General features: G+C 54.3%; 13 protein-coding genes and 3 pseudogenes. 13 read left to right on the top strand and 3 right to left on the bottom strand.

From position 1 onward, the window contains the following. Positions 1 to 6: 6 nt before the first annotated feature. Positions 7 to 600, bottom strand: a complete 594-nt coding sequence (locus tag RGU44_RS08240) for a helix-turn-helix domain-containing protein (RefSeq protein WP_322183133.1) — start codon at positions 598 to 600, stop codon at positions 7 to 9. A 379-nt stretch (positions 601 to 979) separates the two neighbouring features. Here RGU44_RS08240 and glnT point away from each other — a divergent pair, with 379 nt between their 5' ends. From glnT to RGU44_RS08215, 5 genes are all read left to right on the top strand, one after another. After that, positions 980 to 2,314: a type III glutamate--ammonia ligase gene (glnT, locus tag RGU44_RS08235; protein WP_219059887.1), complete on the top strand. Its 1,335-nt coding sequence runs from the start codon at positions 980 to 982 to the stop codon at positions 2,312 to 2,314. 93 nt (positions 2,315 to 2,407) lie between these two features. After that, positions 2,408 to 3,313 carry a glutamine amidotransferase family protein gene (locus RGU44_RS08230; protein ID WP_322216578.1) on the top strand — a complete coding sequence of 302 codons (906 nt, stop codon included), beginning with the start codon at positions 2,408 to 2,410 and terminating at the stop codon, positions 3,311 to 3,313. Positions 3,314 to 3,323: 10 nt separating this feature from the next. Then, positions 3,324 to 4,007: a protein glxC gene (locus RGU44_RS08225; protein WP_322179011.1), complete on the top strand. Its 684-nt coding sequence runs from the start codon at positions 3,324 to 3,326 to the stop codon at positions 4,005 to 4,007. Between the two features lie 22 nt (positions 4,008 to 4,029). Further along, entirely contained in the window at positions 4,030 to 5,352 is a 1,323-nt protein-coding gene (locus RGU44_RS08220; RefSeq protein ID WP_322216575.1) for an FMN-binding glutamate synthase family protein, read from the top strand. A 145-nt stretch (positions 5,353 to 5,497) separates the two neighbouring features. Continuing rightward, on the top strand, positions 5,498 to 6,829 hold the full coding sequence (locus RGU44_RS08215; protein ID WP_322179013.1) for an ammonium transporter: 1,332 nt from the start codon (positions 5,498 to 5,500) through the stop codon (positions 6,827 to 6,829). Between the two features lie 58 nt (positions 6,830 to 6,887). On the opposite strand, the gene RGU44_RS08210 is transcribed toward RGU44_RS08215, so the two are convergent. Further along, positions 6,888 to 7,100 (bottom strand): DUF1059 domain-containing protein, encoded by a 213-nt coding sequence (locus RGU44_RS08210; protein WP_322183135.1) that lies wholly within the window; start codon positions 7,098 to 7,100, stop codon positions 6,888 to 6,890. 143 nt (positions 7,101 to 7,243) lie between these two features. Here RGU44_RS08210 and RGU44_RS08205 point away from each other — a divergent pair. The 4 genes and pseudogenes from RGU44_RS08205 to RGU44_RS08190 form a co-directional block, all read left to right on the top strand. Continuing rightward, positions 7,244 to 8,406 (top strand): IS3 family transposase gene (locus tag RGU44_RS08205; protein WP_322215723.1). Its coding sequence is split into 2 segments (ribosomal slippage): positions 7,244 to 7,499 and positions 7,499 to 8,406, totalling 1,164 coding nucleotides; the frame shifts between segments, so codons are not numbered across the junction. An 894-nt stretch (positions 8,407 to 9,300) separates the two neighbouring features. Then, entirely contained in the window at positions 9,301 to 9,735 is a 435-nt protein-coding gene (locus RGU44_RS08200; protein WP_322179014.1) for a GNAT family N-acetyltransferase, read from the top strand. 148 nt (positions 9,736 to 9,883) lie between these two features. Then, positions 9,884 to 10,363, top strand: a pseudogene (locus RGU44_RS08195) (DNA/RNA non-specific endonuclease); the annotation flags it as partial. 101 nt (positions 10,364 to 10,464) lie between these two features. Then, positions 10,465 to 10,850: pseudogene (locus RGU44_RS08190) on the top strand (DNA/RNA non-specific endonuclease); the annotation flags it as partial. Positions 10,851 to 10,933: 83 nt separating this feature from the next. Here RGU44_RS08190 and RGU44_RS08185 read toward each other — a convergent pair. Beyond that, positions 10,934 to 11,899 carry an endonuclease gene (locus RGU44_RS08185; protein ID WP_322179015.1) on the bottom strand — a complete coding sequence of 322 codons (966 nt, stop codon included), beginning with the start codon at positions 11,897 to 11,899 and terminating at the stop codon, positions 10,934 to 10,936. A gap of 516 nt (positions 11,900 to 12,415) precedes the next feature. Between RGU44_RS08185 and RGU44_RS08180 the strand changes: the two are divergent. From RGU44_RS08180 to gmtX, 4 genes and pseudogenes are all read left to right on the top strand, one after another. Beyond that, positions 12,416 to 12,742, top strand: a pseudogene (locus RGU44_RS08180) (DNA/RNA non-specific endonuclease); the annotation flags it as partial. A gap of 22 nt (positions 12,743 to 12,764) precedes the next feature. Continuing rightward, on the top strand, positions 12,765 to 14,183 hold the full coding sequence (gene gmtY / locus RGU44_RS08175; protein ID WP_322216573.1) for a gamma-mobile-trio recombinase GmtY: 1,419 nt from the start codon (positions 12,765 to 12,767) through the stop codon (positions 14,181 to 14,183). 316 nt (positions 14,184 to 14,499) lie between these two features. Next, on the top strand, positions 14,500 to 17,214 hold the full coding sequence (locus RGU44_RS08170) for a VPA1269 family protein (RefSeq protein ID WP_322216571.1): 2,715 nt from the start codon (positions 14,500 to 14,502) through the stop codon (positions 17,212 to 17,214). Then, positions 17,211 to 17,903, top strand: a complete 693-nt coding sequence (gene gmtX / locus RGU44_RS08165) for a gamma-mobile-trio protein GmtX (RefSeq protein ID WP_322179018.1) — start codon at positions 17,211 to 17,213, stop codon at positions 17,901 to 17,903. The genes RGU44_RS08170 and gmtX overlap by 4 nt, the downstream gene beginning before the upstream one ends. Positions 17,904 to 17,927: the final 24 nt, after the last annotated feature.

Here is a 17,927-nt window from a genome sequence, read left to right as displayed (position 1 = left end):
AAGCGGTCAGTCGTCGCCGTAGTTCATGATCGACAGCAGATGAATCGGAACCTTTACCAGCTGCTCCGGGCCATGCGGAACTTCACCATCGAAGGTCAGGCTGTCGCCGGGTTTCATGTGGTAGAGCTGATCGCCATGACGGTAGACGATCTCACCTTTCAACAGGTGCAGAAACTCGGTGCCGGGATGGGAGAAGGTCGGAAACTCTTCGCTGGCATCGTCCATGGTGACCATGTAGGCCTCGAACGTCTTCTTCGGGCCACGGGTGTGATTGAGCAGGTGATAGGTGTGGCCTTTCTCGGTACCACGGCGCACCACCTGCATCCCTTCGCCTTTGCGCACAAGCAGGGCGCCACTGCCTTGTTGGTCGTACTGGCTGAACAGCTTCGACATCGGCATGCCGAGGGCATCGCACAGGCGGCTCAAGGTATCGAGGCTGGTGGAAACCTGGGCATTTTCGATCTTGCTCAGCATGCCTTGGCTGATGCCTGCCAATTGTGCGACATCAGCAATCTTCAGTTCCTGCAATTGACGCTGTCGCTTGATTTGCATGCCCAGGTACTGCTCGAGCCTCAAGCGTGGCTCGGCCTCGGTGGAAATCACTTTGCTCATGCTTCATTTCCGGTCATGAATATAAATTTCGCACTATGAATGTGCGATGCACCCTTGTTGCTGTCCGCCCGATTTACAGCGCGAGCGGCTGCAGCATGTCTGAAGTTTTCTTCACGCGACACTCATTTCCCTGGCGAAGCCTTGAAAAGCCTGCATTGCAAGATTAAGGACGCCCAGAATTTCCTCGTGGCTAATCATTTTGGCAAGGCAATTGCATTCTCATTAGGAAAGTAACTTTCTTGTTGAGAATACTCGGGTCGGCTTCAGGTCATGTCCAGACGAATTCTAGCACTGGGCAATCATTAACGACTGACGCCGACCCTAGATGCAGATCCCGCTGTTTTGCCTTGCTCGAGGAGTCCAAGTGATGTTGCCACCAGAAACACAACGAATTATCGATGAGCACAAAATCAAATATGTGCTGGCTCAGTTCGTGGATATCCACGGTTCGGCCAAAACCAAATCGGTACCGGTCTCCGGGCTGCAAACCGTCATCGACAGTGGCGCTGGCTTCGCAGGCTTTGCCATTTGTGGTATGGGCATGGAACCCCATGGCCCGGACTTCATGGCCAAGGGCGACCTGAGCACCTTGACTGCCGTGCCATGGCAGCCTGGTTACGGACGCATCGTCTGCGTCGGCCACGTCAATAACGAGCCGCACCCTTACGATTCGCGTTACGTGTTAATGCGTCAGGTAGAACGCCTTAATGCACGCGGCTGGACCCTCAATACTGGCCTGGAACCTGAGTTCAGCCTGTTCCGTCGCGATGCCGAGGGCAAGCTATGCAGCGTGGATGCCAGCGATAACCTGGACAAACCCTGCTACGACTATAAGGGCTTGTCGCGTTCGCGGCAGTTTCTGGAAAACCTCACCGAGGCGCTGCAAAAAGTCGATTTCGACATCTATCAAATCGATCACGAAGACGCCAATGGTCAGTTTGAAATCAACTACACCTACAGCGACGCGCTGACCTCCGCGGATCGTTTCACCTTCTTCCGTATGGCCGCCGGCGAAGTGGCCAACGATTTGGGAATGATCTGCTCGTTCATGCCCAAGCCTGATCCGAAACGTGCGGGCAACGGCATGCACTTCCACTTGTCCATCGCCGACGCGGTGAACAAGAACTTGTTCCATGACGCCAGCGACTCGCGCGGCATGGGCCTGTCGAAAATGGCCTACCACTTTGCGGCGGGTCTTCTGGCTCACGGCCCTGCGTTGTGTGCCTTCGCCGCACCCACCGTCAATTCATACAAACGCCTTGTGGTCGGCCGCTCGCTGTCAGGCTCGACCTGGGCTCCAGCGTTCGTTGCCTACGGCTCGAACAACCGCTCGGCCATGGTTCGGGTGCCTTACGGTCGCCTTGAATTCCGCCTGCCGGACGCGGGCTGCAACCCCTATCTGGTCAGCGCAGCGATCATCGCCGCCGGCCTGGACGGCATTGACCGCAAGCTGGACGCAGGTGAGCCGTGCAACGAAAACCTGTACTCGCTGAGCCTGGAAGAAATTGCCGGTCGGGGCATCGCCACTTTGCCGCAAAGCCTCAAGGAAGCCTGTGACGCGCTGGAGGCTGATCCCCTGTTCCGCGAAACGATGGGCTCGGAAATCATCAACGAGTTCATCGAGCTCAAGCGCATGGAATGGGTCGAGTACAGCCGTCACGTCTCCGATTGGGAGATCAAGCGCTACACCGAATTTTTCTAAGCGGTTTTCTGTAAAGACACGTTTTCAACCACTCGATTTGAATCAATCCGGGTCTTTTGAATCAGGAACCGGCTGCCAAGCAGGAGAAAGTGTATGTGCGGAATCGTAGGTCTGTACTTGAAGAACCCGGTGCTGGAGTCCCAGCTCGGCAAGCTCTTCGAACCCATGCTGCTGTCGATGACCGACCGTGGCCCGGACAGCGCCGGCTTTGCCATCTATGGCGATGAAGTCGCGGATGGCTGGATCAAGCTGACATTGCAGGCGACCACAGAGGACCAGGACTGGAAGACCCTGATGGGCGAACTGGAAGGGCGCCTGGGTTGCTCCCTGGAGTGGTTCCAGAACGCGACCGCCGTGGTATTGAAAATCAAGACAGAAGAGGCGTTGGTCCGCAACGCGTTGGCCGAGCTGGCGCCGACCGTGCGCATCATGAGCGCCGGGCAGAGCATCGAGATCCTCAAGGGCATGGGCTTGCCGAAAGAGATCTCCGAGCGCTTCAACCTTAAAGGCATGAAAGGCAGCCACATCATTGGTCACACCCGCATGGCCACCGAAAGTGCTGTGACCATGGAAGGCAGTCACCCGTTTTCGACCGGCGCCGACCTATGCCTGGTGCACAACGGCTCGTTGTCCAACCACTTCCGTCTGCGCCAAGAGCTCAAGCGCGAAGGGATCGTGTTCCAGACCGAAAACGACACTGAAGTGGCGGCGGGTTACTTGGCCTGGCGCCTGCAACAGGGCGACTCGCTCAAGCAAGCCTTGGACAACTCCCTGGAAAACCTCGACGGCTTTTTCACCTTTGCCATTGGCACCCGCAACGGTTTCGCGGTGATTCGTGATCCGATCGCGTGCAAGCCCGCGATTTTGGCCGAGACCGATGACTACGTCGCCATGGCCTCGGAATACCAGGCGCTGTCCAGCCTGCCTGGCATCGAGAGCGCCAAGGTCTGGGAACCAGCACCTTCAACCATGTACATCTGGGAACGCCAAAGCGCCTGAGGAGCACCGTATGAAAGCTATCGATCTATCTGTCAGTGAAGTACGCGAGCTCAATCAGGGGCTGCACGATCAGGCCAAACAATTGACTGATGCGGAGTGGGTCGTGACCCATTCCAATGGCAAACACAACCTCGCGGTGGGCGTCGATCAAGAGCTGTCCATCGATATTCAGGGTCACGCCGGTTACTACTGCGCAGGCATGAACAAGAAGGCCCACATCACCGTGCACGGCAACGTCGGCACCGGCGTGGCGGAAAACATGATGTCCGGTTCGGTGCGGGTCAAGGGCAGTGCCTCCCAGGCTGCTGGCGCCACCGCTCATGGCGGCTTGCTGGTGATCGAAGGCGACGCGGGTGCCCGTTGTGGCATCTCCATGAAAGGCATCGACATCGTGGTCGGCGGCAGCATTGGCCACATGAGCTGCTTCATGGGCCAGGCCGGACGCTTGGTGGTGTGCGGCGATGCAGGCGATGCCTTGGGTGATTCGCTGTACGAAACCCACATCTACGTGAAGGGGAAAGTGGAATCCCTGGGCTCGGACTGCATCGAGAAAGAGATGCGCGCTGAGCACCTGGAAGAACTGCAGGAACTGCTCAATCGTGCCGGTTTCGACCACAAGGCAGCCGATTTCAAGCGCTACGGCTCAGCCCGTCAGCTTTACAACTTCAAAGTCGATAACGCATCCGCGTATTAATTCGCGTATCAAGGAGTACACCATGAGCGACAAACCCACTCCGGTCCTGCGCGAATCCGCGACCTTCGACCGTCTGACCATTCAGGAAATCCAGCGTGCCGCCGAAACCGGCATCTACGACATTCGCGGGGGCGGTACCAAGCGCAAGCTGCCGCATTTCGATGACTTGCTGCTGCTGGGCGCCAGTGTTTCCCGCTACCCGCTGGAAGGTTATCGTGAAAAGTGCGGCACTGACGTAATCCTCGGCAATCGCTTCGCCAAGAAACCCCTGCACTTGAAAATCCCGATAACCATCGCGGGCATGAGCTTCGGTGCACTGTCGGCCAACGCCAAAGAAGCATTGGGCCGGGGCGCGACCATCGCCGGGACCAGCACCACCACGGGTGATGGCGGTATGACCCCGGAAGAGCGCGGTCAGTCCGAGCATCTGGTTTATCAGTACCTGCCATCGCGTTACGGCATGAACCCCGATGACCTGCGCAAGGCGGATGCCATCGAAATCGTCCTGGGGCAGGGCGCCAAGCCAGGTGGTGGCGGTATGTTGCTGGGGATGAAAGTCACCGAACGTGTCGCCGGCATGCGCACATTGCCCATCGGTGTCGACCAGCGCAGCGCCTGCCGTCACCCGGACTGGACTGGCCCGGACGACCTGGCGATCAAAATTGCAGAGATCCGTGAAATCACCGATTGGGAGAAACCGATCTACGTCAAAATCGGCGCCAGCCGTCCGTACTACGACGTCAAACTCGCGGTTAAAGCCGGTGCCGACGTGATCGTGCTCGACGGCATGCAAGGCGGTACCGCAGCGACTCAGGAAGTGTTCATTGAGCACGTTGGCATCCCGATTCTGCCGGCTATCCCGCAAGCGGTTCAGGCGTTGCAGGAAATGGGCATGCACCGCAAGGTGCAACTGATCGTCTCTGGCGGTATCCGCAACGGTGCCGACGTGGCAAAAGCCATGGCCCTCGGCGCTGATGCGGTGGCCATCGGTACGGCGGCGTTGATCGCACTGGGTGACAACCATCCGCGTCTGGACGAGGAATTGCGCAAGCTCGGCTCGGCGGCGGGGTTCTATGACGACTGGCAGAACGGTCGTGACCCGGCGGGCATCACCACTCAGGACCCGGAGCTGTCGAAGCGTCTGGATCCTGTGGAAGGGGGGCGTCACTTGGCTAACTACCTGCGAGTATTGGTCCTCGAAGCACAGACCATGGCCCGTGCCTGCGGCAAGTCACACCTGCACAACCTCGACCCCGAGGACCTGGTGGCCTTGACCGTCGAAGCCGCCGCCATGGCCCGCGTGCCATTGGCCGGGACCTCGTGGATACCGGGTCAAAAATACTGACTTTTCGACGCCGCCGTGATGGGCGGCGTTTTCTCTAGCTGCCAACGGGCACAGATCCGTATGCACCGCGAGCCTGCAGGGCCTCGCGATCCCTCTTTCTGCCAGTCCCTTGTGTCGACTTCCCTGTTTATGGAGCTTGCTGACTATGATTTCTGACTCGTTTATACGACCTCTTTCAAGGACGACCCTGGCGCTGCTCGCATTGAGCTTGTCGCCATTGGCCTCGGCAGCCGACGTTACTCTGGACACCGGCACCACCGCCTGGATGATGACCGCGACGATGTTCGTGTTGTTGATGTGTATTCCGGGCCTGGCGTTGTTTTATGGCGGCATGGTCCGGGCCAAGAACTTTCTTTCGGTGTTCACCCAGTTGTTCGCGGTCGCTGGCGTGATCGGCGTGCTGTGGGTGGTCTACGGCTACAGCATCGTCGTTGATGCGACGGGGATGGTCGCTGGTGAAGTCAATCTGCACAGCTTCATCGGCGGCTTGAGCAAGGTATTCATGCTCGACATGACCCATGACAGTCTGGTGGGCAACATTCCCGAAGGCGTCTACAGCGTGTTTCAGATGTCCTTTGCGATCATCACGCCGGCGCTGATTGCCGGTGGTTTCGCCGAACGCATGAAGTTCAGCGCGGCCGTGGCGTTTATGGCGCTGTGGTTCACCTTCGTCTATGCGCCTATCGCACACATGATCTGGGGCGGACCTGGGGGGTTGATGGTCAACTGGGGCGTTCTGGATTTCGCCGGCGGCACTGCGGTGCATATCAATGCGGGCGTTGCGGCGCTGGCGGCGTGCCTGGTACTGGGCAAGCGCAAAGGTTACCCGAACCTTGCCATGCCCCCGCATAACCTGGGCTTCACCCTGATGGGGGCCGGTTTGCTGTGGGTTGGCTGGTTCGGCTTCAACATTGGTTCGGGCGCTGCGGTGAATACTGGCGCGGGTATCATCATGCTCACGACCCAAGTCGCAGCCTGCGCAGGTGTTGTCGGCTGGATGCTCACCGAAACCCTGATTCATGGCCGTCCCAGTGCCTTGGGCGCGGCATCCGGTGCTTTGGCCGGTCTTGTCGGCATCACCCCAGCCTGTGCCTATGTTGGTCCGGCGGGCGCCATTGCAATAGGCTTGATCACCGGCGCGGTGTGTTTCTTCGGCGTCAGCCAGCTCAAGCAGAAACTGGGTTATGACGACACGCTGGACGTGTTCAGTCTGCACGGCATCGGCGGAATCGTCGGCGCACTACTGACCGCAGTATTCGCGTCTCCTTCGTTGGGCGGTTATGTCGAGAACCTGGACATCGGTGCTCAGCTACTGACCCAATTGAAGGGCGTCAGCTTCACCTTCGTTTACTGCTTTGTCGTGAGCATGACCCTCCTCAAAGTGCTGGAGTGGACCATAGGCCTGCGTGCCAGCGAAGAGAATGAAACGATGGGGCTTGACCTCGCGGAGCATGATGAGCGGGCGTATAACGTTTAATTGATAGAGGGAGTCGAAACGCCTCACGGAGTGGGGCGTTTTGACAAGGTGCCAAAGGCTACGCGTGACGTGGTGATTCAACAGGCGGTGTGCCGTCGTGAAATAGAGTCTTCAGTTGTGCGCGTAACTCCGGTGAATCGGTATGCTTATGAACAGTGACCGCATGCTGTGCAGCCGCCTCAAGCAATTCTTTTTCAGAGTCTGCGGATAGCGCGATCGAGCAGTTGATTTCGCTCGGGAATTCGCGGCAATCGATGTATTTGCGGGCCATGATGTTCTCCTCATAAGAAGGCAGGCCAAGAAGCCTGCGTGAACGACCGCTCGACACATTGCGCGGAATACATTGAACATGTAGTGGTCTAATGAAACCGGACACCCATTTAGGCGAGAATGCTCGCCAGATCGAGGTGTCAGATGACCAAACAACGCCGCTCCTTTACTGCTGAATTCAAACGCGAGGCTGCTGACCTCGTGCTCAAGCAAAACTACAGCTACATCGAAGCCAGCCGCTCACTCGGCATTGGTGAGTCAGCGCTGCGCCGCTGGGTTGACCAGGTTCAGAAAGAGCACCAAGGCGTCACTCCGCAGAGCAAGGCGCTGACCCCAGAGCAGCAGAAAATTCAGGAACTGGAAGCCCGGATCGCTCGGCTTGAGCGAGAAAAATCCATACTAAAAAAGGCTACCGCGCTCTTGATGTCGGAAGATCACGAGCGTTTGCGCTGATTGATCAGTTGAGTGCCCATGAGCCGGTTGATTGGCTGTGTAAGGTGTTTGAAGTCACCCGCTCGTGCTACTACGCCCAGCGCCTGCGGCGCCGCACTCCCGATGTTGAACGGCTTCGGTTGCGTAGCCGGGTCAGTGAGCTGTTCTCGCAAAGTCGCAGCGCTGCGGGCAGTCGCAGCATCCTGTCACTGATGCGTGAAGATGGTGAGCAACTCGGTCGATTCAAAGTGCGCAGTTTGATGCGCGAGCTTGATTTAGTCAGTAAACAACCCGGCTCACATGCCTATAAACGAGCGACAGTAGAAAGACTCGATATCCCGAATACCTTGAACCGTGAGTTTGATGTGCCAGCTCCTAATCAGGTCTGGTGCGGTGACATCACCTATATTTGGGCACAAGGAAAGTGGCACTACTTGGCTGTCGTTCTGGATCTCTGCACGCGCCGGATAGTGGGCTGGGCACTGTCGGAAAAGCCGGACGCCGAACTCGTGATCCGGGCCCTGGATATGGCCTACGAGCAGCGTGGCAGGCCTTCGGATCTGCTGTTCCACACCGACCAAGGGTCGCAATATGCAAGCCGCTTATTTCGCCAGCGGTTGTGGCGATACCGCATACGTCAGAGCATGAGTCGCCGGGGAAATTGCTGGGACAATGCGCCGATGGAGCGGGTGTTCCGGAGTTTGAAAACTGAATGGATACCGACCTTAGGCTATAGAACTGCGCAGGAAGCACAGCGCGATATCAGCCATTTTTTGATGTATCGGTACAACTGGATTCGGCCGCATCAGTTCAACGGTGGGCTGGCGCCAGCTCAGGCCGAGGAAAAACTTAACGTCGTGTCCGGGATTAGTTGACCACTACAACACGACTGCGCGTGGCATCAAGCGTAATCATTTTTAAAGTATAGAGCGGGTGCCAAGTTTGGGTTTCTTGAAGAGACAGGAGGCGTTCACCCAACATTTGAGTTGGCTATTCGAGGACGGAAATAAGGTTTAAAAAAACGAAAGCCGCTACGTGTAAGCCTTGGGCGCGGCGCGGCCGTGGGTGGACAGTCCACCCTCTGCGCAAGGTCTCAATGGGCATAAACAATCTTCCTGAGAATCGCTTGGCGCACTACGAAAAAGCCCGCACATGGCGGGCTTTGAAAATCAAGTAGGTGGCCGGCGCTGGTCTCCGGCTTACAAGGTTTATCAGGCCTCTCACAGAAAAGTTTTGTGCCTTTCTGCTTCACACGGCGTAAGGGCTGGATCTCAGCGCGGAGATCTTTCTAACCGTGTACCCTTCGGAACGCGCCCCACGTTTCCTTGCTATCCTCTTGCGCATCAGTCTGCGTCTTCACCTACAACTTCAGAATAGCAAAAAGTCCTAAGCGTTAGCCGGATTTTTTAGAACGATTTTGATCCGGGGGAAGGGGGGCAAGATGGAAAACTACTATCCCGCGAGACTGCGGCGATATCTCGGCCTATGACGGGGCCGTGGAAGACTATCCGAAGGGATGAAAATGACGTTGACTGATGAAAGGTTGGTCAGGATAGCAATGGCCAATCCAATAAACGCTCAAATTACCTCACGCTTGCCTTCACTCGGTTTGAGTCAGTCCATGCCGCGAGCCTGGACTGGCTCTCGGGAGCTGCGATTTCAGCGCTGTGCCTTCAGATGTATGTTGGGAGAGTGGTCGTTTGGAAAACGTCTGAGTTGTTTCTGCTAGTCTGCCAAGCCCTGAAATTAGCAAAGCCAGGCTCAACCCTATGATCAATATCCGTGTCATGACTATGGACGATTACGATGCCGTCATCGACCTCATGAAGCGTACTCCAGGCATCTCCTTTCGTGCAGCGGACTCTCGTGAATCGACCTCGAGTTATTTAGAACGAAATCCCGGGATGAGCTTCGTTGCTGAAGCCGGAACCGCTCTTTGCGGTTGCATCATGTCTGGACACGACGGCCGCAGAGGATATTTGCAGCATTTGATTGTCCTTCCCCAGTATCGGCGTCAAGGCATAGCAAACGCGTTGGTGGAGCGCTGTCTTTCAACTCTTGAGAAACACGGAATACTTAAATGTCATCTCGACGTGTTCAAGACAAATACGACAGCTGCTGACTATTGGCACAGCCAAGGTTGGCAGCTTAGGTCTGATATCGATCGGTATTCGTTTACCCGATCAAATAATGAGAACGCATGATCGAGTAGACCGAACCAGAATCAGTCGTGTGATAAAGGATATTGAAAACATGCTCGCCGCAGCATAATCAGAACCGCTTCCCCTCAGGCCCCGTGACTCGGGGCTTTGTCGTAAGTATCCTCCTCAATCCAATTCGAAGATGTTAAGCATGAACCTACGCAAAATTGCAGTGGGGCTGTCGGCCCTTATTTTGTTCACGACGGGTGCGGCAGAAGCTCGCAGCCTGCTGGACTTCATCAACCCGCCCAGCCAGCATCAAGAGCAAGGGCATCGCTCTGGCTCAATCAGCCAGAGCGTGGCGATTGACCTCTATTCAAGCAAAGAGAAACAGGCATCGTTTGATGGGTGTGCCGACCTGTTCCCGGCAGCCAAGCCGATAAGCATGGCTACTGTGCCAGCAGCGATGAAGCCTTTGGCCCTGTGTTCCGACAACTTTGCGGTGCTGTACTCGCAAACCAGCAAGACGCCGATGGTTGTAGTTGAGCGCCTTAATTCAGCCCAGCTAAATGATGCCAAGGGAGAGGAACGAACCAATCAGTTCTATCCGGACCCACGTATTCCCAAGAGCGGGCGGGCAGAGTTGAGTGACTACCGTGGCCAACATCCGGCAGTGGATCGTGGTCACCAACAAAACCCGGTGAAAAGTATACTCAACGCTTAAGTGCGTACCTCTCCATTGAGTACTAATACTCAATTTCGCATACTCGATCCAATTCGAAGATTTAAAGCATGTACCTACGCAAAATTGTAGTTGGGCTGTCGGCCCTTGTTTTGCTCTCCACCGGGCGCAACCCCGCAGTCTGCTTGATTTCCTCAAAGCGCCCGCCCAGCACCAGGAGCACGTGTCCCGCTCGGGCTCGATCAGCCAGGGCGCGGCCTTGGCACTCTATTCAAACAAACAGAAACAGACCTCGTTTGACGGCTGTTCCGAGCTATTCCCGGCCACCAAACCGATCAACACGGCGACCGTGCCTGCCGCGATGAAACCTCTTGCTCTGTGCTCTGATAACTTCGCGGTGCTGTACTCACAAGTCAGCAAGACACCGTTGGTGGTGGTCGAACGGCTTAATGCAACCCAATTGCAGGACGCCAAAGGGGAGGAGCTCAGCAACGAGCTGAGCGCCTACGTGGAAGGTGGTTTTGCCAAAAGCATTGAGCACGCCTAGCGCCGTGCCCGCATCCTTCCCACAAGGAGCAACTATTTGCAGTTGCCAGCCTTTCGATAACCAGCCGCCTGTGCCGCGGATTCAGAATCAAAAGATATTTGGTTTTTCGCAGACACCTGACTATAACCAGGGCACCCCATTGAGAGGTGGTAGACCTGGCTTTTCCGGTTGCCAATGATAGAACCTACTCCGCTCGCGCTTGCTAGGGTTGGCTGGACTGGTGCCCTCTGAGGACTAACTGGAATGGCGCTAACTACCCCATCCCCAACCGCTTTGTATCCATGCGACCATCGACGCTCGCCAGTTACGAATGGATTGGAGTGCCCCATGATTGCTGCAATGCGTTTATCCCGCTCTTTCTCCCACGCCGAAACCGGGTACTGCTTGTCCCAGGCCATCAGTAGTTGTTGCTGTTGACGAGACATACTGAGGTTGTATCTGTCGAACATGTAAAAGGTTGTCCTGGCGACCAGTCCTTTCACCTCGTCACGTGGTTCTGCAGCACGTTGATCGAAATCAACCCGCGTCTTACATTGCCCATACTGCGGCGCTACGCCGGTGGCCATACCATAGTTGAAATTGCTACGGTCGCCATTCACCTCACCTACAGATGGATAGAGGTTAAAAAGGTTGGCCTCCATCGCTCGAAAAACTGGGTCATCGTCTACGCAATGCTCTCGACCACCGTTCTTCCAACATTGGCGTTGGTTACCGAATGTCCAGGCTGGAACTATGTGTTCCCACTCAGTGCGCTCTGCCCGATTCTCTTGCTTTCTGGCCTTAAGGCCGCATGACTCAGCATCGATACGACCACCTGATTTGCCAACCCACGTCCATTTGCAGCCGCAATACAACTCGCCCATGGAGCTGTTCGCCTGGTCGAGGTAAATTTTCTGTTTCGCTACGACCTTAGCTTCGGAAAAGGTCGATGGAGGGCTTGAGAAGGCGGAGGTAATTACAAAGAGAGCCAGCGTTACTACAGACAGCAATTTTTTCATTGGAAAGCATTAGCAAATTAGGGGAGGCGCATTGTACGCACGATGCCCCACGCCCATCGCAGCATTTTTCAGTTAAACGCAGTCTCCATAAATGCCTCCAGCGCCTTGTCTTCCAGTATCTCGATAGAGATGCGTAATTGCATGGATTTGACCACCCATTTGCATTGCCACTGACCAGTAGTTTGCATTCGACTTGACCTATACACGCCGTCGTGACGACCGGCAGAGAACGGCCGATTCTGTTGAAAAAGTCGGACTTTCAGCTGGCCCGAACTCAGGCACGACCACCACTGAAGAACCTACTCACTGTTGAGGCCGATGCCGAATTGACCCAGGTGCCGACGCACGACTGTCCCACCTCCAAATTGGCACAAACCCTGCGAAGGCAATGTTTTTCGAGGAATCAGGCTGGGTCACTAACATCTCGGCAACTGGGTCATTTCGGCGTCAGCGTCAACACCCATCAAAGCTTCATACCTGTATTATCCGTCCTAACTTTCTTTAGGCCCCAGATCGCAAGACCCCACCAACAATCGGAAGATCTGGAGCAAGGTCGAGGCTGATGTGAGGAAGTTCGTCAAGCGCGCCAAGGGCAATGTCTTTGTCTTTACCGGCTCGTTGTTTGACCCGGGCCACACCACCATTGGCGACAACAAGGTCTGGGTGCCGACCCGCCTGTTCAAACTGGTCTATGATGATTCATCTAAGCGGGCTTGGGCCTACGTGCTACCCAATGCGGAAGCCCGGATTGAGAGACCGATGGACTATGCCACGTTCGTGAAAACTACGGGGCTTAATCTATTGGACAATCTTCCCGTATACGGCTCGGTTAATCGCTCCTGAGCGTCGAGAGGCCATTGTCTTAATGATCAATACGGAGACTGTTGTCGTTCAAGACAAAATTCGTGCTTGTACGCCCACGATATTGCTCATTGTGGGCGTTTCTCCTTTTCAGCCGTTGTTGGAATTCTTTCGGGAAAGATGTCTGTCTATTTCGGCCGAGCGTACCTACGCCCAAGCAGTTGGTCGGTTCATTGAGTGGTTGTCCATTCGTACGGATGAATTCAAAGAGACATCGAAACGTAGTCTCCTGTACACCGCATTCGTGTATGACCTACGTTTCGGTACCTATCAGGACGGTCACGATGCCCATGGTCTCCACTGGTCGCCCACCACTCATCAGAATCTGAAGCGACTGACTCGAGCGCTATTGGAGTTTACTGACTGGCTCAGTGAGCGCTATGGCGCCACGATGCTGAACCCGATTCATCACCAAGCTTCATTTACTGATCAGCTTATATTCTGGCGCAAATGGGACAATAAGAAAGCCAGCTCTCTATTGGCTAGCATTAAGAGTCGTCCTGGATCAGCTTTTGAAGCTATGGCCGGGCGACAGGCTGGCATTCCAAGGAGCCGAAACGATGTTTTGCCAGAGGCAAAAGCCTACCCTAGCGAGTGCATAGACGACTTGCTTTGGTGTGGATTTATTAACCCAGGAAAACAGAACGACCCGCGTCCTTGGGTGAAATATAACCTGCGAGACATTCTGATCACTCTGCTTTGCGCCTATGGAGGGTGTCGAGCCTCGGAACCTCTCCATCTCTGGGCGGATGACGTCTTCGTAGACCCGAGCGCCTCTGACATGGCTCTGGTTCTGATACATGAGCCTAGTGATGGAATGGTCTGTTACACAGACCCTATTAGCGGCAATCAACTTAAAACTTCTAGAGGAGATTTCCTGCAACGCTTCTGCTCAGGACGAAAGCCTCTCACTTTAGAAACAGGGCGCAGGCATGCTGGCTGGAAAGGGTGCTTGCTTACCCATGCAGAACGAAAGGCTTTTCAGGTGTTCTGGATTGATAAGAATGCTGGGCGCCTTTTTTTAACTCTGTGGCGACTTTACATTCAGCATGTTCGGCCCGTTACACCGCGAGCGCCTTGGGCCTTTCTCACGAAGGATGCTCAGCCACTTGGGGTCAAGGGATTTGACGATTCATTCAGGGCCGCAGTTCGACGTGCCGACCTGATACCCGCCAAATGGGCTGGTACTTCGAGTCATGGACTGCGGCACCGCTATGGTCAATGGCTCAATGAGCTTGGGTTGGGCGATAAGGAAGGCCAAGTCGCCATGCATCACCTGAACGCTAAAAGCCAAGAGGTTTATCGTCAAATGAGCTTGGCTCAGGTAGCTGATGCCATTGACCGGCGGCTGTCAGTTTCGACCTTGCCATTTTTCAAGGAAAGCGAATCAAGGATAGCGAATGCCCCAGATATGCCAACTTGACCAATATACTACCGTTGTCAGTGAACTAACGGGCCGAACCGTGTACATCAACGATTCAATGGACCAGTATTTGATCTCACCTGACATAGATTTATGCAAGGTTGCAGTGGTCGTTGCTGACTGGCAGGCGAGAGTCAAGGCAACTCAACCTAGTGATTGGCCACCGCTTCGTATGTACTCCGCGGTGGCTGAGCTTGCAGATTGCTGCACTCGTGAGGCCTTGTCTAGAGCCTTGCACACAGTTCTTGTGACTGAGTATCGAGACCTTTTGCACTCCAGCTCGGTAGTAAGTTGTGAGTCGCTTCTGGTTACACTAATGTTGCAGCTCTGGTCTTGTGGTGCAGTAGCCTGGCCGGTCATGGAGCAAGTCCCATTCGGCAATATTCCGCTTATGTTAAAAAACGCGGGCTTCACCGAGGGGCCCTTATCCTATCTAACCACAATTCGCGCATACCTCAACCGAGGAGGCAGCGATGACCCAACCACTTTTCGATTCGTGCTCGACCAGATCCTGTCTCGAGTTGGAATTGTCACCATTGGTGACCTAACCCCCAAAACGTTCTACCTCAGCGAAGAACGAAGCCGGAAGGGAAAGTTACGCTCGCTCGGTATACAGGCTGTATTGAGCGTTGTACGCGATGAGCATTATAAGCAAACCATCGGCTGGACACCCGAAGACTTCGGGTTCCTCCAAGCCAATTTGGCCCGCATGGTTCGGGATGATAACTTCACCTGGCTGATTTCGAAAGATCCTGCGATGACCGAGTGGGCCAAGTTGGGCATTGAGCACCTACAGACCAATCCGACTAACTTCTATTCGCGAAAGTGGGCCGTAAAACATTTTCTGGATTACTACTTGGAGCATCCTGAGCTTCCACGTAATCCCGCTGAATATTTTGACATTCGGCTCCGGCCGGCGGCACTGTTTAATATCCCGGGACGAAAGGGTCTTAAATCCATGCCGGTCATTTATGAATTTCTCAATCAGGTGTTGTTCAAGGTCTGTGCTCTGCCAGGCCATAATGAAGTACCAATTTTGATGCCCGGCTTTGCAAATCCACTTCCCAAGCCAAGTTACAAGAGCACAAATTTAGGTGAGACGCACCGTGAAGCAATGCCAACTCGACTAATTAGCCTCGCTATGCATATTCTGATGGATAACGATTTTGCGTGGGCGAAAGAAGTGGGTCGCATTAAGGATGTCTTCCGCCGACTCAATCCCGAAACTGGAGAGTTTGAGACTATATGGAGCCCTATACGGGTTTATGCAATTCTCATGAAACTCCTGCTGCCAGCCCGAACCTACCAAGTTCGGATGCTTGATAGTGGTGAGGGGGATACCTATCGCTATCGAGGTGATGGGATGTGGGAGACGAACATGCGCGCCCTCCATCCATCCGCTAGCGGAGAACTCGTAGAGCGCGGAGTATTCCGGCGATATACCCGAAAAGACGGGAGTGAAGGTGCGATATTTTACTTCAATACGAACAAGACGGCTGATATAGATAGTAGTGTGATGGGCTATGTTATGCGTTGGGAAAAGAAGGACGCGTTGCAATTGCTAGTTGAGCTAAGAAACTGGCAGGAGAAGTTCAATCCAGTAAAAGGGCCCTCCGCGTGGTCAGACCTTACTGAACTGAAAAAAGTAAAACATTCCGATGAGTTGTTGAAAATTGGGTCTAGTTTCTTTTTGTTTCGAGACCCTGCCAATATAAAGCGCCCGGATTTACCGGTAACCGACGTTCGAGTACGCGGGCTTTGGCTGAAGCTAATGGAGGAGATGGAAAAGCGACTGGCAAATGCTGGTGAGACTTTGAGCGATGGAAATCCAATTCGCATTATTTCAACTAGAGACAAAAAAACAGGGCAGCCCTCGTCAGCCGTTTTTGACCTGCACAGCCTTAGAGTGTCGATTATTACTGCTATGTACGAAGAAGGTGTTCCACCTGAATACCTAATGAAAATTGTAGGTCATGCTACAGTATTGATGACGCTCTACTATACGAAGCTCAGTGCGGAAACATTGAGCCTTCGGATAGATGAAGCGCTGATAGAGCATCAACGCAAGTCACAGTCAGAAATGGCTGGCTTCATCAAGCGAGCTAGCCGACAAGAACTGGAGGACGCCTTCGCCTTCCGACACCCTTCGGCTCTGGATGCGGCGGCAAGCGGCACCGGAGTCGGCTTGCTGGTCATGGATCATGGCATCTGCCCTGTATCTGCGAGCCGCTGCCATGAAGGGTTGGCGGTTTGCGACCCCGCAAAGAGTGTCACCCGTTTTCAGGCTGTACCGGGTGGTGCGACTAATTGTTCTCGCTGTCGATTTTTCATGACTGGCCCTGCATTCCTGATTGGACTGGAGGCTCATGTAAACGACTTGGCTTATCGCCTCAAGAAGGCATCGTTTGCCTTCGAGAAGACCCAGGAGAAATTTGACGCATTGGCCGATGCCTACGCAGCCGCTCTTGACGAAGGCGAGCCATTCCATCGGCAGCGGGAGTTAGAGATTGCCGAGTGTGCTTTTGAATCAGCTACAACTGAGGTTGATAACATTGCTTTGAGTCTGCAAGCCGCTTACGCGCTGACTGAGCAATGCATCCGCATTAGTGCGCAGGACAGGGGCAACGGTTTGTCATTAGTTATAGTTGGTGGCACAGGCCAATTGGAGGCGGCATTGTCAGAAGGGCATGAGTTTGAACAGCTCAACCGTATCTGCGTGAATGCAACCCTGTTCGATGGATTGAACATCAACTGGCAACAGCCTAATTTGGAACGGGCACGGTTATTTGACCGGATGCTGCGCAATTCCGGTCACGAGTCCCGATTCTTTTTATTGAATGATGAAGACGCCTTGCACGTAGCCAACGCCATGGCGCAATTTCTCTATGCTCGTTTGGATGCCAGCACCGTTCATGCATTGGTAGACGGACGCACCACGCTGCGTGCAGTTGGCTTGGAGGAAGCTTTCGTCTCCCAGTTGGATAACCTAAAACCCAGTACTTTTGCCACAAACATCTTGGGGCTAGCATGACACTAAATCATCAAGCCACAACAACAGATATTCTAAAAAACGCTCGTCAACTATACAAGGCCCACCGCGCCGCAACCAATAAGGCTTCCAAGGCCGAAAATTTAGATAGGGTGTGGGAAGTTCTGGAAACTATCCGTGATGAAGGTTTTCGGGATTATTCCTTAGCTGAAATTGGGCGCCGATTGGAGAGAGTTGGCGGGCCGAAGACTCAAAGCCTGCGGAATTCACAAGGTTCCGATTACCGTGAGATTATTTCAGCATACGCTCATGCCGTCAGCGGCTCGACTCGGTATGTAGCAAAAACAAAATCGAACCTAGAACAGGCTCTTGAACTTATCACTGACCCCAGTATTAGAGCAACTATTCGTATTGCGCTTGATGAGGCCAAGAGATTAAAGGTCGTCAATGACAATCTCCACGCAGCTTTTAAGGCGCTTAAAGTAGGTACGACATTAGTGCCTCAGGCGTCAGTCGATACTGTGCCAGCGTTGCTTGCTCCAATCCAAGAATCAAAAAGTCTGTCTCCCAGATTTCTTAGAGCCTTGCGCAAAGGGATTGATAGTACTCGACTGGCCCAGCAAGGGTTACATGTGGGTGAGGAGGGAGGTATTGAAAACGAGCATGGTGACAAGATTTTCCCGCCGGCTTTTGTTTTTGCCATCCAGGCGTTACTCGGCCAAAACGAGTAGGCATAAAAAAAGCTTTAGCGTCAG

The organism is Pseudomonas sp. 5C2 (genome assembly GCF_034314155.1).
GTDB lineage: Bacteria > Pseudomonadota > Gammaproteobacteria > Pseudomonadales > Pseudomonadaceae > Aquipseudomonas.
The sequence above is the reverse complement of the archived record's forward strand: the minus strand, read 5'-3'. Positions and strand labels throughout refer to the sequence as shown.

Bases quoted from the DNA above. Each gene is read 5' to 3' on its own strand.
- RGU44_RS08170 (WP_322216571.1), top strand. From the start codon at position 14,500: ATGTTGCAGCTCTGGTCTTGTGGTGCAGTAGCCTGGCCGGTCATGGAG.
- RGU44_RS08210 (WP_322183135.1), bottom strand. From the start codon at position 7,100: ATGGCCCGCAAATACATCGATTGCCGCGAATTCCCGAGCGAAATCAAC.
- RGU44_RS08185 (WP_322179015.1), bottom strand. From the start codon at position 11,899: ATGAAAAAATTGCTGTCTGTAGTAACGCTGGCTCTCTTTGTAATTACC.
- RGU44_RS08200 (WP_322179014.1), top strand. From the start codon at position 9,301: ATGATCAATATCCGTGTCATGACTATGGACGATTACGATGCCGTCATC.
- RGU44_RS08220 (WP_322216575.1), top strand. From the start codon at position 4,030: ATGAGCGACAAACCCACTCCGGTCCTGCGCGAATCCGCGACCTTCGAC.
- gmtX (WP_322179018.1), top strand. From the start codon at position 17,211: ATGACACTAAATCATCAAGCCACAACAACAGATATTCTAAAAAACGCT.
- RGU44_RS08230 (WP_322216578.1), top strand. From the start codon at position 2,408: ATGTGCGGAATCGTAGGTCTGTACTTGAAGAACCCGGTGCTGGAGTCC.
- glnT (WP_219059887.1), top strand. From the start codon at position 980: ATGTTGCCACCAGAAACACAACGAATTATCGATGAGCACAAAATCAAA.
- gmtY (WP_322216573.1), top strand. From the start codon at position 12,765: ATGATCAATACGGAGACTGTTGTCGTTCAAGACAAAATTCGTGCTTGT.
- RGU44_RS08225 (WP_322179011.1), top strand. From the start codon at position 3,324: ATGAAAGCTATCGATCTATCTGTCAGTGAAGTACGCGAGCTCAATCAG.
- RGU44_RS08215 (WP_322179013.1), top strand. From the start codon at position 5,498: ATGATTTCTGACTCGTTTATACGACCTCTTTCAAGGACGACCCTGGCG.